The organism is Luteipulveratus flavus (assembly GCF_029439465.1).
In the GTDB taxonomy this organism is placed as follows: Bacteria; Actinomycetota; Actinomycetes; order Actinomycetales; family Dermatophilaceae; genus Luteipulveratus; species Luteipulveratus flavus.
In genome coordinates this window covers 167,177-180,080 of record NZ_JAROAV010000033.1, presented here as the reverse complement: position 1 = coordinate 180,080, position 12,904 = coordinate 167,177, and the positions used below count along the sequence as shown (strand labels likewise).

Below are 12,904 nucleotides of genomic sequence, written 5' to 3'. Positions count from 1 at the left end.
CCGGTCGGCGTCGCAGACCGGTCTCGGATTCGTCGGGTGCGGGCCCTGCCGTTATCATGGGTCCTTGGTGCTGTGGCTCATCACCTCCGCCGCCACGGCTCGGCCCCTTCCCACGGCGTTCGGCGCCTGGGCGTGGTCCTTTTGCAACCGACATCAACTGGAGTGCAGGCAGTGAAGAGTGCCGTCGAGAACCTCAACCCGACCCGGGTCAAGCTGACCGTCGAGGTCCCGTACGAGGAGCTCAAGCCGAGCCTCGACGCGGCGTACCAGAGCATCGGCCAGCAGATCCAGATCCCCGGCTTCCGCAAGGGCAAGGTCCCCGCGCGCATCATCGACCAGCGCGTCGGCCGCGGTGCGGTCATCCAGGAGGCCGTGAACGAGGCGCTGCCGGAGTTCTTCGGCAAGGCCGTCGACGAGAACGACGTGCGCCCCCTCGGCCAGCCCGAGGTCGACATCACCCAGGTGCCCTCCGCCGACGGCGACGAGCTGCACTTCACCGTCGAGGTGGACGTGCGCCCGGAGATCACCCTGCCGTCCTTCGACGGCATCGAGGTCCAGGTCGACCCCTTCGAGGTCACCGACGAGGACATCGACGCCGAGCTGACCGCCCTGCGCGAGCGCTTCGGCACCCTGGTGGGCGTCGAGCGGGCCGCGACCAAGGGCGACTTCGTGTCGATCGACCTCAAGGCCTCCATCGGCGAGGAGGAGATCGACGCCGTCAACGGCGTCTCCTACGAGGTCGGCTCGGGCAACATGCTCGAGGGCCTGGACGAGGCGCTCGAGGGTCTATCGGCCGGCGACAGCACGACGTTCACCGCGCCGCTGGCCGGTGGCGACCGCGCCGGTGACGACGCCGAGTGCGTCGTGACCGTCGAGGCGGTCAAGGAGCGTCAGCTCCCCGAGCTGGACGACGAGTTCGCACAGCTGGCCTCCGAGCACGACACCCTCGATGAGCTGAAGGACGACGTACGCGGCCAGGTCGAGCAGCGCAAGCGCTTCGAGCAGGGCGTCCAGGCCCGCGACAAGGTCCTGGACCACCTGCTGGAGACCGTCGACGTCGCCGTCCCGGACAGCATCGTCGAGGCCGAGGTCAACAGCCACCTCGAGGGCGAGGACCGCCTCGAGGACGACGAGCACCGTGCCGAGGTCGACGAGAGCACCCGCAAGGCGCTCAAGACCCAGTTCCTGCTCGACGAGATCGTCGCCAAGGACGAGGTCCAGGTGTCGCAGGAGGAGCTCATCGAGTACCTCATCATGAGCGCCCAGCAGTACGGCATGGACCCGAACCAGTTCGCGCAGGCCCTCGACCAGCAGGGTCAGGTGCCGGCGGTCATGGGCGAGGTCGCTCGTCGCAAGGCGCTGAGCACCGTCCTGGAGAAGGCCGTCGTCACCGACACCAACGGTGAGACCGTCGACCTGAACGCTCTCAACACCGGTGAGGACGCCGAGGCCGGCGACGCCACGGACGCGCTGACCCCGGTCGACCAGGACCAGGACGAGGACACGGAGCAGACCGAGGAGTCGGAGCCCGCGAAGGCCTGACCCACCCCGCATCACCACCGAGCGGCCGTCCCCACGAGGGGCGGCCGCTCGTGGCGTCCCCGGCGGCCCCGCTCCGTGACCCGCGCGGCTGGTCGCCCTGGCCCCGGTGCCGGGCGTACGGTCCAGGTATGCGGGCGAGCGTGGTCGCGCACGGGTTGCGGGTGCACGCCGTTGCGGGGACGCACACGGTGCTGCTCGGCATGGACCTGGACGCGCCGGCCGGCTGCCTCGGGTTCGGGATCCGGCGGGTTGACCACACCGAGCACGAGGCGTACTGGCTGCGCGGGATGAAGACCTTCCGCTCGATCGTCCCGGACCCGACACCCGGCAGCGACTGGTCCACCGCGGTCCATCCCGTGCAGGGCTTCCAGTGGGGTGACTACACCGCCAAGCCCGCGCACGACTACACCTACGAGGTGTCGGCGTTGGGCGGCCGGCCCGGTGCGCTCACGCCGCTCGCGACCACCGCCGTCGACGTCCGCACCGAGGACGAGGACGACGGCCGCCACGGCATCTGGTTCAACCGCGGGGTAGCCGGGTCCCAGGCGTACGCCAAGCGCTTCGCGGGCCTGCGGCCGAGGAGCGCTCGAGACGAGTCGGACCCCGCGATGGTCTGGCTGTCCCGCGGACTCGGCGAGGCGTTCGTGGCCTTCTGCGGGGAGGCGGCGACCTCGGCGTGGAGCCTGCGCGGTGCGTTCTACGAGTTCACCTGGCGGACCGGGCTCGAGGCGCTGGGCGCCGCCCGCGACCGGGGAGCGGACGTGGCGCTCGTCGTGCACGGCCGGAGCCGCGCAGACGACGACACGACGGCTGCGGATGCGCGCCAGGCGGCCGCCACGGCCGGCCTGTCGGCGGCGATCACCTGGCGCGACGCGCGCAACGTCTCCGCACTGATGCACGACAAGTTCCTGGTGCTGCTGCACGAGGGCCGGCCGGTGGCGGTCTGGACGGGCTCGACCAACCTGACCCAGGGCGCGGTGTTCGGGCACTCCAACGTCGGCCACGTGATCCGTGACCCAGCGGTGGCCGCCGCCTTCCTGCAGGAGTGGGAGCGGCTGCGGTCGCCCGCGACGACCGCTGAGCTGCGCACGGAGCACGCCGGCGAGAACCAGGTCCACGACACCGTGCCCGCGCCCCGCGGGGTCGTCTCCGTGTTCTCGCCACGCGGCCCACAGGTCGACGTGCTCGGTTGGTATGCAAGGCTTTTCGACTCTGCGACGACCAGCTCGCACATCACCGGTGCGTTCGGGCTGAACGCGGCGTTCCGCGAGACGCTGCAGCAGGACAAGGACGTCGTCCGGACGGTGCTGCTCGACAAGCCGCCCCCGGCGAAGGACCGGGTGCCCACCTCCGACCCCGACGTCCGGGTGTCCACCGGCGCGCACCTCGCCGACGGCCCGTTGGAGCAGTGGGCCGGTGAGCGGCTGACCGGCTTCAACACCCACGTCCGGTATATCCACACCAAGATCATCCTGATCGACCCGCTGACCGACGACCCGACGGTGCTCACCGGCAGCGCGAACTACTCGGTCGCCTCGACGGGGACGAACGAGGAGAACACCGTCGTCATCCGGAGCGACGCGGACTCCGCAGACGCCGTCCGGCGCGTGGCCGACATCTACCTCACCGAGTACCACCGGCTGTTCATGCACTTCGTCTTCCGGGCGTGGGCGCAGCGGCGGCACACCGGTGCGGCCGCACGCAGCGACGGCGTCGGCCACCTGAGCGAGACGGACGCCTGGACCGCTCCGTACTACCGGTCGGGCTCCTGGCGGCAACGTCAGCGGCTCGTCCTGTCGGGACAGTCGGGCTGACCGGGCCACGGACGTACCGGGCAGGCCTTCTGCTCACGGCGAACACCGGCCCCACCCGGGACGAAGCGGGTCCGGGCGGACGTTAGGGTCCACAAAGAGGTCAGCACCCGTAAGGGTTACGACGGATGGAGAAGCAGTGACATCGATGGAGACCCAGCGCCCGGTCGCCGGCCTGGACGACCAGATCTACAACCGCCTGCTCAAGGAACGCATCATCTTCCTCGGTTCGGAGGTGCGCGACGAGAACGCCAACGCGATCTGCGCCCAGCTCCTTCTCCTGGCCGCCGAGGACCCCGAGAAGGACATCTGGCTGTACATCAACAGCCCCGGTGGCTCCGTGACGGCCGGCATGGCGATCTTCGACACCATGCAGTGGGTCCCCTGCGACGTGGCGACGGTCGCGATGGGCCTGGCCGCCAGCATGGGTCAGTTCCTGCTGTCGGCGGGCACCCAGGGCAAGCGGTACGCCACCCCGCACGCGCGGATCATGATGCACCAGCCGCTCGGCGGCATCCAGGGCACCGCCTCGGACGTGAAGACCCAGGCCGAGCAGCTGCTGTTCATCAAGAAGCAGATGGCCGAGCTGATCGCCGACCACACCGGCCAGACCGTCGACCAGATCGAGGCCGACTCCGATCGTGACCGCTGGTTCTCCGCCGCGGAGGCCAAGGACTACGGCTTCGTCGACCACGTCTTCGAGCGATCGACCGACCGTACCGACGCACCCGACGACGTCGACGCCGACGACGTCCGCAAGTGAGGAACGAGATGACCGAGAACCTCTATGGGCCGAGCGGTCTCTACCGTGGCCCTGCGCCCACCAGCCGCTACATCCTGCCGCAGTTCGAGGAGCGCACCTCCTACGGCATGAAGCGGCAGGACCCGTACACCAAGCTGTTCGAGGACCGCATCGTCTTCCTCGGCGTGCAGGTGGACGACGCGTCGGCGGACGACATCATCGCCCAGCTGATCGTGCTGGAGAGCCAGGACCCCGACCGCGACATCCTGATGTACATCAACTCGCCCGGCGGCTCCTTCACGGCGCTGACCGCGATCTACGACACGATGCAGTACATCCGTCCGGATGTGCAGACGTTCGTCATCGGTCAGGCGGCCTCGGCCGCCGCGGTCCTGCTCGGTGCCGGTGCGGCGGGCAAGCGGTTCGCCCTGCCGAACGCCCGCATCCTGATCCACCAGCCCGCCATGGAGGGCGCCGGTGGCCAGGCCTCCGACGTGGAGATCCAGGCGAACGAGATCTTCCGGATGCGCGGCTGGCTCGAGGACACGCTGGCCCACCACACCGGCCGCTCCAAGGAGCAGGTCGAGAAGGACATCGAGCGCGACAAGATCCTGACGGCCGAGCAGGCCAAGGAGTACGGCCTCATCGACCAGGTCCTCAGCAGCCGGAAGGCGTCCGCCGAGGACTGAGCCGACCCGTCCCGCAAGCAGCCGGTCACCCGCCACGGGTGACCGGCTGCTTGCGCTCTCGCAGCGAGGCGTGCGACACGGCCGCGCCGCGGGGAGCCGTCCACGGCATGGTCAACCCGGTCACGATCGGCCACCTCGGCATCCCGCCGAGCACGCTCACCCGATCCGACCTGCGTCACCGCTGAGCGGGGACGCCCGTTCCGCCATCAGCGGACAAGGGGTGTGCCGGTCGCCGTCGCCACGCTCTAATGGGTTTCAATGAAGGTCCCCCGCACGGAGTAGGGGTAGCGTCGCTCGCACCGGCATCGCCGGCTTGCGGTGCACCGACACTCGGACCAACGAAAGGGACGCGCGTGGCACGCATCGGAGAGGGTGGCGACCTGCTCAAGTGCTCGTTCTGCGGCAAGAGCCAGAAGCAGGTCAAGAAGCTCATCGCCGGCCCGGGCGTCTACATCTGCGACGAGTGCATCGACCTGTGCAACGAGATCATCGAGGAGGAGCTCGCGGAGTCCTCCGAGCTCGGTCTCGACCAGCTGCCGAAGCCGCGGGAGATCTTCGAGTTCCTCGAGCAGTACGTCATCGGCCAGGACGTCGCCAAGCGCGCGCTGGCCGTGGCGGTCTACAACCACTACAAGCGGATCCAGGCGGCCGAGCAGGGTCCGAAGAAGGACGGTCAGGCGGTCGAGATCGCCAAGTCCAACATCCTGCTGATCGGTCCCACCGGTTGCGGCAAGACCTACCTGGCCCAGACGCTCGCCAAGATGCTCAACGTCCCGTTCGCCATTGCCGACGCCACGGCGCTCACCGAGGCGGGGTACGTCGGTGAGGACGTCGAGAACATCCTGCTCAAGCTGATCCAGGCCGCCGACTTCGACGTGAAGAAGGCCGAGACCGGCATCATCTACATCGACGAGGTCGACAAGGTCGCCCGCAAGAGCGAGAACCCCTCGATCACCCGGGACGTCTCCGGCGAGGGCGTGCAGCAGGCGCTGCTGAAGATCCTCGAGGGGACCACGGCGTCGGTCCCGCCGCAGGGCGGTCGCAAGCACCCGCACCAGGAGTTCATCCAGATCGACACCACCAACGTGCTGTTCATCGTGGGTGGGGCGTTCGCGGGTCTGGAGAAGCTCATCGAGGCCCGCGCCGGCAAGCAGGGCCTGGGCTTCGGCTCGGAGCTGCGGGCGGCCAAGGACGCCGCCGAGCACTTCGACGACGTGCTGCCGGAGGACCTGATGAAGTTCGGGCTCATCCCCGAGTTCATCGGTCGCCTGCCGGTCATCACGACCGTCGCGCCGCTGGACCGCGACGGCCTGGTCTCCATCCTCACCGAGCCGCGGAACGCACTGGTGAAGCAGTACGAGCGGATGTTCGAGATCGACGGCGTCGAGCTGGAGTTCACCGAGGACGCCATCGAGGCGGTCGCGGAGCAGGCGATGCTGCGCGGGACCGGCGCCCGTGGTCTGCGGGCCATCATGGAGGAAGTCCTCCTGCCGGTCATGTTCGACGTCCCGAGCGACGACGACATCGCCCGCGTGGTGGTGACGCGCGAGGTCGTCCTCGACAACGTCAACCCCACGATCGTCCGGCGCGACACCGGCACCCGGAAGCGCAACCAGCGCAAGGAGTCCGCGTAGGCGCAGCCGCCTCGTTCGTACACGGCAGCCTCCGAGCCTCGGCTCGGGGGCTGCCGCACGTCCGGGACCGCATCGCCGGTCTCGTCATCCGGACGGCGACCGAGCGGGCTCGGCCTGTCGTTCCGGGTCACCGTGACCCAGGTCACACCGATCTGCCCGAAGCACTTGTCGCGCGTACTTGACAAACCATACGGTTTTGTCAAGTACGCGAGGAGAGGACAGCGCCATGGCAGTGGCGGAGCACGACCGCAGCACGGTGCCCGACGGCTCGACCGAGCAGTGGCGTGACAAGAAGCGCTACCTGTGGCTGCTGGGCCTGGTGATCCCGTCACTGGCGATCATCGCGATCGTGACCTTCCTGCTGACCGGCTGGACCTGGGTCGTCTGGATCGGCCCGATCCTGATCCTCGGGATCGTCCCGGCCATCGACCTCGTCGCGGGCCTGGACCGCTCGAACCCGCCCGAGGAGATCATCGAGGCGCTGGAGAAAGACCGCTACTACCGCTGGATCACTTTCTTCTATCTGCCGATCCAGTACGTCGGCCTGGTCGGCGCGACGGCGGCGCTCGCCGGTCACAACCCCGTCGGCTGGACCGCCGAGTGGCTGGGCGTGGCGTCCTGGCTGGCGCAGTACGGCTGGGGAGCCGACCTGGTCGTGGACGACCTGCACCTGACGCTCGTGCAGAAGATCGGCATCGCCGTGTCGATCGGCTGCGTCGGCGGGATCGGCATCAACACCGCCCACGAGCTCGGCCACAAGAAGGAGTCCCACGAGCGGTGGCTGGCCAAGATCGCCCTGGCCCAGAGCTTCTACGGCCACTTCTACATCGAGCACAACCGCGGCCATCACGTCCGGGTCGCGACGCCCGAGGACCCGGCGAGCAGCCGGGTCGGCGAGAGCTTCTACCAGTTCTGGCCGCGGACGGTGTGGGGCTCGCTGCGCAGCGCCTGGCGGCTGGAGCGCAAGAGGTACGCCCGCAAGCACCAGCACCCGTACCGCATCGGCAACGACGTGCTCAACGCCTGGCTGATGTCCTCGGTCCTGTTCGCGACCCTGACCGGGCTGTTCGGCCTCGGCGTGCTGCCGTACCTGGTGCTGCAGGCCGTCGTCGGGTTCAGCCTGCTGGAGGTGGTCAACTACATGGAGCACTACGGCATGCGCCGCCAGATGGTCGGCATCGAGGGCCGGCGGCGGTACGAGCGGGTCAACCCCAGCCACAGCTGGAACTCCAACAACATCGCGACCAACGTCCTCCTCTACCACCTGCAGCGGCACAGCGACCACCACGCCACCCCCACCCGCCGCTACCAGACGCTGCGCGACTTCAAGGAGTCACCGGCGCTGCCGACCGGGTACGCGGGGATGATCATGCTCGCCGTCGTACCGGCGATCTGGCGCCGGGTCATGGACCCGCGGGTGCTGGCCCACTTCGACGGCGACATGAGCCGGGCCAACCTCAGTCCGCGTCATCGGGAGGCCGTCCTCGTGCGCTATCCGGTGCCGACCGGGCCCCAGGTCGTCGGGACGGACCCGACCGTGCGCGACGTCGACGGCGAGATCCTCGCCGCCCGCTGCCCCGGCTGCTCCTACGTGTACGAGGTCGCGGCCGGCGACGAGCACGAGGGTTTTCCTGCGGGGACCGCCTGGCGGGAGATCCCGGACAGCTGGTGCTGCCCCGACTGCGGGGTACGGGAGAAGGTCGACTTCGTGCCGGTCGAGAGGGCTGTTGCAGACTGAGGCCATGCCCCGGAGTGCTGTGCGCGACGACTCGACGACCAGCATCCGGGAACGCGTCATCGCCGCGGCGGGGCGCCTCACGGTCGAGACCGGCTGGGCGTCGGTGACGATGGGCCGGCTGGCCACCGACGTCGGCGTGAGTCGGCAGACCGTCTACACCGAGGTCGGGTCCAAGAGCGACCTGGCCGAGGCGCTGGTGCTGACCGAGCTCGCACGGTTCCTGCAGGTCGTGGAGGCGGCGTTCGACGAGCAGCCGGACGACCTCGTCGAGGCGATACGCGCGGCGGCGCGGGGTGTGCTGGAGCTCGCCGCCGAGAGCGCGATGCTGCGCGCCGTCGTGTCGGCGACGCACGGCGCGGACACCGAGCTCCTCCCGCTGCTCACCACCAACTCGCGGTCGCTGCTGGCCAGGGCCACCGCCGTCGTTGCCGAGCGGGTCCAGCCGTACGAGCCTGGGCTCACGCCCCCTCAGGCCGCGGCAGCCATCGACGTGGTCATCCGGGTGGTGCTGAGCCACGTCATGCAGCCGACGGGGAGCCCGGGCGAGACCACGGACGGGATCGCCTGGGTGGCCGAGCGGATGCTCCGGGCCGACCGCTAGCGACCTCCGTGCTCCGCGTCGCCGGACGTCGGGGCGACCAGTGTCGCGACCGCGAGCACTCCGGCCGCGACCACCACGAGGCCGAGGACCGACCACCACTGATGGTCACCGGGTCGCGTCGCCAGGGCGAGCACGACCACGGCGAGCAGGCCGGTCAGCACCGCCACGACGCCGTACCGGCGCTGCCACAGCCGACGCACCTCGCGAGGCACCGGTGCGGAGTCCGGTGCCGACGCGATCAGGGACTGGGCGGCGTGAGCAGCGAGCAGGCACAGCCCGGCCGGCAGGGACCACCACGTCGTCGGGTCCTCGGTGCTGACGTACCAGAGCCAGACGCCGACGACCAGCACCAGCAGACCGGTCGGCTGGTACGGGTCGAGCAACAGGACGACCAGCAGCACGACCCCGATGATCGTCACGAACCCGGACACCGCGCCCGGGGCGGCTGCCGTACAGCACCAGAACAGCAGGTACGCGGCGAGCAGGAGCCCGTTGAGGGCGAGGCGGTCGCCGTGCAGCGCACGGGCTCGCTGCATCACCACCTCGTAGATGGTCATCGGGCGGCCGTCCGAGGCGGCCGCCGGGCGATCTGCCGCAGCACGAGGTCGAGCGAGCCCGGCCCCTTCCAGGGGACGACGGGGACGCCGCGCTCCTGCAGGCGAGCGATCTCCAGCTCTCGCTCCAGGCGTCGGATGCGCCACGCCGTCAGCCGCTCGGGCTCGCGCGCAGGGTCGATCTCGACGTCCGGCGGGAGGCAGTCCACGACGACGGCGGTGACCCCGCGCTGCGTGAGACGGACGGCCTGCTCGGCGGCGTCCTGGGTGATGAGCGGCGAGAGGATGAGCACCAGCGCCCCGGCGCCGGGGCGCACGGGAGTCCGGGTCCGCCGCGACCCGGCGATGCCGGTCGAGGGGTGCACCTCGGCGAGGGAGTCGATGATGCGCCGCTGCTGGCGGGCGCCCATCGCCGGTGGGACCCGGAGCGGCTGATGCATGCCGATGACCTGCAGCCCCACCCGCTCACCGCGCGCCAGCAGGTGGGCGGCGAGCGCAGCCGCGGAGCGTACGCCGAGGTCCAGGGAGCTCTGCTGACCCTGATGGCCCCCACTGACCCCGACGTCCAGGTGTGCGTCGACCAGCAGGAGCACCTCGGTGTCCTGGTCGGCGTAGCTGGTCCGGACGTGGATCTGCCCGGTACGCGCCGACACCGGCCAGTGGACCCGGCGCAGGCGGTCACCACGCTGGAACGGTCGGATGTCGGCGAACTCCGCGCCCTCTCCGGGACGCCGGCTGCGGTTCAGGCCGACCAGACCCAGCGGGTGCGGTGCCGCTGCGACGAGGGAGAAGTGCTCCTCCTGGGGCGCGGTGTGGGTGATAGTGCCGCTGCGGGCGACCGGTCCGAACCGGAACGCCGACCACGGCGAGATCAGCGTGACGGTGCCGTTCCCGACGGTGCGTCGTCCCCACCGCTGCGGAGCCCAGGTGATGCTGCCGCGCATCCGGCCACCGGCCAGCAGGCCGATCGAGACGCCGAGCTCGGGGTCGGTACGGACGTACGGCACCTCCTCCAGGACCGTGATCACCTGCTCGGCGCCCTCGGCATCGGCGACCTCGATGTCCCAGGCGGAGCTCTCCGCCTCCCGCAGCCAGGAGGTACGCACGCCGGTGCGGATGCGGGGCACTCCGGTGGGCCGGGTCGCGAGCGACCATGCGGTGATCACGACGAACGGGGCGGCGAGCACGAGCAGGTCGGGGCGGCGCAGGACGACCGCGAGGACCAGGCACACGCCACCGACGAGCGCCGCCTGCAGGAACCACGGCGTCGGGCGCCACCGAGCGATCGCCCCGTCGCCGGCGGTCACCTCCGGACGGTCGCTCATCAGCCGCCCGTGCCGCTGGTCGCGGGGGCCGCCACCGAGGACAGGATCGTCCGGACCACCGTCGTCGGGGTGTGGTCGGTCATCCACAGCTCGGGCTTGAGGCTCATCCGGTGGGCGAGGACGGCGACGGCAACCGACTTCACGTCCTCGGGGATGACGAAGTCGCGACCGCGGACCACCGCGTGGGCGCGGGCGACGAGCAGCAGCGCGAGCGAGCCACGCGGCGACGCGCCGATCTGGACGTGCGCGTGCTCGCGGGTCGCCTGGGTGAGCCGGACGCAGTAGTCGGCGACGGAGTCCTCGACGTCCACCTGCTCGATGGCCTGCTGGGCCGCCAGCAGGCCGGCCGCGTCCAGAACGGCCGGGAGCACGATCTCCTCCTGCCGTCGACCGGTGCGTCGGCGCAGGACGTCCAGCTCCTCGTCGTGCGAGGGGTACCCGAACGACACCCTGGTCAGGAACCGGTCCAGCTGAGCCTCGGGGAGGGGGTAGGTGCCCTCGTACTCGACCGGGTTGGCGGTGGCGATGACGTGGAAGGGCCGCGGCAGCCGGAACGTCTGCCCCTCGATGGTGACCTGCCGCTCCTGCATCGCCTCCAGCAGGGCGGCCTGCGTCTTCGGCGGCGTCCGGTTGATCTCGTCCGCGAGCAGGAGCCCGGTGAACAGCGGCCCCTCCCGGAACGAGAACTCCCCCCGCGACTGGTCGTAGATGAACGAGCCGGTGAGGTCCGCCGGGAGCAGGTCAGGCGTGAACTGGGCGCGGGTGAAGTCCAGACCGAGCGACTGGGCCAGGGAGCGCGCCGCAAGCGTCTTGCCCAGCCCCGGAAAGTCCTCCAGCAGCACGTGCCCGCCGGCGAGCACGGTGGAGAGCACCAGCTCGAGGGCGGCTCGTTTGCCGACGACGGCCCGCTCGACGTTGTCCAGGACGGCCGCCGCCGCGCGGGTGGCGTCGGGGATCGTCATCGGCGGTGCGGGAAGAGTGCTCACAGGGCCTCGATTCGAGAGATCAGGTGGTCCAGGGTCGCGGCGTCGGGAGTCGGCGCAGGAACGCTCAGCAGGTACGTCGTCAGCTGCGGGTCGCGCTCGGCCAGGAGACGGCGGACGACGTCCGCCGCGTCCTCCTCGGGCGTCGTCGCGTGGGCTGCCCGCAGCCGCCCGGCCGTGACCGCGAGGAGGGACTGCTGCAGCGCGGTGGGTGCGGCCACGGCGGTGCTGCCCTGTCGAGTGGGCGGGTCGACCGTCTCGTGGACCAGCCAGCGCAGGACCCCGAGCCGTCCGTCGCTCGCGGACCGCCGGGCGGACTGCATCGTGTGCGGCTGCCAGTCGACGGCCTCGAGGTCTCGGACGTGGTCGGACGCGAACCACCACAGGCCGGCGAGGATCGCCACCAGGGCGAGGACACCGAGCGGGTTCGGATCGGTGACCAGCCATCGCATCGCGAGCAGGGCCACACCCGACACCGCGACCACGACGAGGACCCTGCGCCGCCAGGAACGGCCGTTCATGCCGGGCCCCGTGCTCGTAGCGCCGCGTGGATGTCGGTGAGGTCGCGCTGCGCGCGCTCGCGGTGCTCCTCGGTCAGCGCGTGCCGGCTGTAGCGCGCCTCGCGGTAGAGGTCGGCGAGGTCGCGCAGTGCCGCGCGGTCGGTGTCGAGGCTGCCGAGCACCCGCAGGGTCAGCTCGGCCGTGGTCTCGCTGCGGGCGCGCCGGATGCCGGCCTCGGCGACGGCCCGTTCGAGCTCCACCCAGCAGGCGATGATCGCGTCGGTCGGAGCGCCGTCGACGAGGGCGCGGCGCTGGTCGGCCTCGCCGGTCGCGACGGTCTGCGCCACGGGCGGTGGGGGAGCCAGGGCGTCCAGGTGCTGCCGGCGCGGACGCGCTCGCCAGCCCCGGACGATCGCGACGACCAGTGCGGTCACGAGGCTGAGGACGATCAGCCCGAGCAGGATCTGCAGGGCCAGACTGAGGTCGGCCGCGAGCCGGGCGCCGGACGGACCCACCGAGGTCCCCGACGGCGAGAGCGTCTCGGTCGTGCTGGTCGCGGTGGCCGCCCGCGGCGTCGGCTGCTCCCAGTCGCGGCGGGGGGAGTGCGCGATCGGAGACCCCTGTGTCACGGCGTAGGCGAGAGTGATCAGGCCCAGCGCCGTGACGGATGCGACGATCCCGGCGCGGCCACTGAGCCGTGCCGGGACGTCACGCAACGAACCCCCGGGCATGATGCGCACGTTACGCACCGAGCCACTGGTTCGGGGTCGTACTGGTTGCCCTTG

At 70.7% G+C, this 12,904-nt stretch carries 12 protein-coding genes; 7 read left to right on the top strand and 5 right to left on the bottom strand.

Translation table 11 applies throughout. From position 1 onward, the window contains the following. Positions 1 to 171 precede the first annotated feature (171 nt). The 7 genes from tig (at position 172) to P4R38_RS14000 (ending at position 8,757) form a co-directional block, all read left to right on the top strand. Entirely contained in the window at positions 172 to 1,542 is a 1,371-nt protein-coding gene (tig, locus tag P4R38_RS14030) for a trigger factor (RefSeq protein WP_277192675.1), read from the top strand. Positions 1,543 to 1,670: 128 nt separating this feature from the next. Next, entirely contained in the window at positions 1,671 to 3,356 is a 1,686-nt protein-coding gene (locus tag P4R38_RS14025; RefSeq protein WP_277192673.1) for a phospholipase D-like domain-containing protein, read from the top strand. A 145-nt stretch (positions 3,357 to 3,501) separates the two neighbouring features. Next, positions 3,502 to 4,116, top strand: a complete 615-nt coding sequence (locus P4R38_RS14020) for an ATP-dependent Clp protease proteolytic subunit (RefSeq protein WP_275238821.1) — start codon at positions 3,502 to 3,504, stop codon at positions 4,114 to 4,116. Positions 4,117 to 4,124: 8 nt separating this feature from the next. Further along, entirely contained in the window at positions 4,125 to 4,784 is a 660-nt protein-coding gene (locus tag P4R38_RS14015; protein ID WP_275238820.1) for an ATP-dependent Clp protease proteolytic subunit, read from the top strand. A gap of 353 nt (positions 4,785 to 5,137) precedes the next feature. Further along, positions 5,138 to 6,418, top strand: a complete 1,281-nt coding sequence (gene clpX / locus P4R38_RS14010) for an ATP-dependent Clp protease ATP-binding subunit ClpX (protein ID WP_275238819.1) — start codon at positions 5,138 to 5,140, stop codon at positions 6,416 to 6,418. Between the two features lie 226 nt (positions 6,419 to 6,644). Beyond that, positions 6,645 to 8,156, top strand: a complete 1,512-nt coding sequence (locus P4R38_RS14005; RefSeq protein ID WP_277192671.1) for a fatty acid desaturase — start codon at positions 6,645 to 6,647, stop codon at positions 8,154 to 8,156. A 4-nt stretch (positions 8,157 to 8,160) separates the two neighbouring features. Next, the gene (locus tag P4R38_RS14000) at positions 8,161 to 8,757 is read left to right on the top strand and encodes a TetR family transcriptional regulator (protein WP_277192670.1); all 597 of its coding nucleotides are present in this window, start codon (positions 8,161 to 8,163) and stop codon (positions 8,755 to 8,757) included. Here P4R38_RS14000 and P4R38_RS13995 read toward each other — a convergent pair. Genes P4R38_RS13995 through P4R38_RS13975 form a run of 5 tightly spaced genes read right to left on the bottom strand, consistent with a single transcriptional unit; the run spans position 8,754 to position 12,850 of the window. Further along, a complete protein-coding gene (locus tag P4R38_RS13995) occupies positions 8,754 to 9,314 on the bottom strand; it encodes a hypothetical protein (RefSeq protein WP_277192669.1) in 561 nt (186 codons plus the stop codon). The two genes, P4R38_RS14000 and P4R38_RS13995, sit on opposite strands and share 4 nt — an antisense overlap. Then, positions 9,311 to 10,636: a DUF58 domain-containing protein gene (locus tag P4R38_RS13990; protein ID WP_277192667.1), complete on the bottom strand. Its 1,326-nt coding sequence runs from the start codon at positions 10,634 to 10,636 to the stop codon at positions 9,311 to 9,313. The genes P4R38_RS13995 and P4R38_RS13990 overlap by 4 nt, the downstream gene beginning before the upstream one ends. Next, positions 10,636 to 11,598 (bottom strand): AAA family ATPase, encoded by a 963-nt coding sequence (locus tag P4R38_RS13985; RefSeq protein ID WP_275238917.1) that lies wholly within the window; start codon positions 11,596 to 11,598, stop codon positions 10,636 to 10,638. The genes P4R38_RS13990 and P4R38_RS13985 overlap by 1 nt, the downstream gene beginning before the upstream one ends. Positions 11,599 to 11,618: 20 nt before the next feature. Next, on the bottom strand, positions 11,619 to 12,140 hold the full coding sequence (locus P4R38_RS13980) for a hypothetical protein (protein WP_275238814.1): 522 nt from the start codon (positions 12,138 to 12,140) through the stop codon (positions 11,619 to 11,621). Continuing rightward, on the bottom strand, positions 12,137 to 12,850 hold the full coding sequence (locus P4R38_RS13975; protein WP_277192666.1) for a DUF4129 domain-containing protein: 714 nt from the start codon (positions 12,848 to 12,850) through the stop codon (positions 12,137 to 12,139). The genes P4R38_RS13980 and P4R38_RS13975 overlap by 4 nt, the downstream gene beginning before the upstream one ends. Positions 12,851 to 12,904 lie beyond the last annotated feature (54 nt).

Excerpts from the sequence above, each read along its gene's own strand:
- P4R38_RS14025 (WP_277192673.1), top strand. The coding sequence starts at position 1,671 with ATGCGGGCGAGCGTGGTCGCGCACGGGTTGCGGGTGCACGCCGTTGCG.
- P4R38_RS14020 (WP_275238821.1), top strand. The coding sequence starts at position 3,502 with ATGGAGACCCAGCGCCCGGTCGCCGGCCTGGACGACCAGATCTACAAC.
- P4R38_RS14015 (WP_275238820.1), top strand. The coding sequence starts at position 4,125 with ATGACCGAGAACCTCTATGGGCCGAGCGGTCTCTACCGTGGCCCTGCG.
- P4R38_RS14005 (WP_277192671.1), top strand. The coding sequence starts at position 6,645 with ATGGCAGTGGCGGAGCACGACCGCAGCACGGTGCCCGACGGCTCGACC.
- P4R38_RS14000 (WP_277192670.1), top strand. The coding sequence starts at position 8,161 with ATGCCCCGGAGTGCTGTGCGCGACGACTCGACGACCAGCATCCGGGAA.
- P4R38_RS13995 (WP_277192669.1), bottom strand. The coding sequence starts at position 9,314 with ATGACCATCTACGAGGTGGTGATGCAGCGAGCCCGTGCGCTGCACGGC.
- P4R38_RS13990 (WP_277192667.1), bottom strand. The coding sequence starts at position 10,636 with ATGAGCGACCGTCCGGAGGTGACCGCCGGCGACGGGGCGATCGCTCGG.
- P4R38_RS13985 (WP_275238917.1), bottom strand. The coding sequence starts at position 11,598 with ATGACGATCCCCGACGCCACCCGCGCGGCGGCGGCCGTCCTGGACAAC.
- P4R38_RS13980 (WP_275238814.1), bottom strand. The coding sequence starts at position 12,140 with ATGAACGGCCGTTCCTGGCGGCGCAGGGTCCTCGTCGTGGTCGCGGTG.
- P4R38_RS13975 (WP_277192666.1), bottom strand. The coding sequence starts at position 12,850 with ATGCCCGGGGGTTCGTTGCGTGACGTCCCGGCACGGCTCAGTGGCCGC.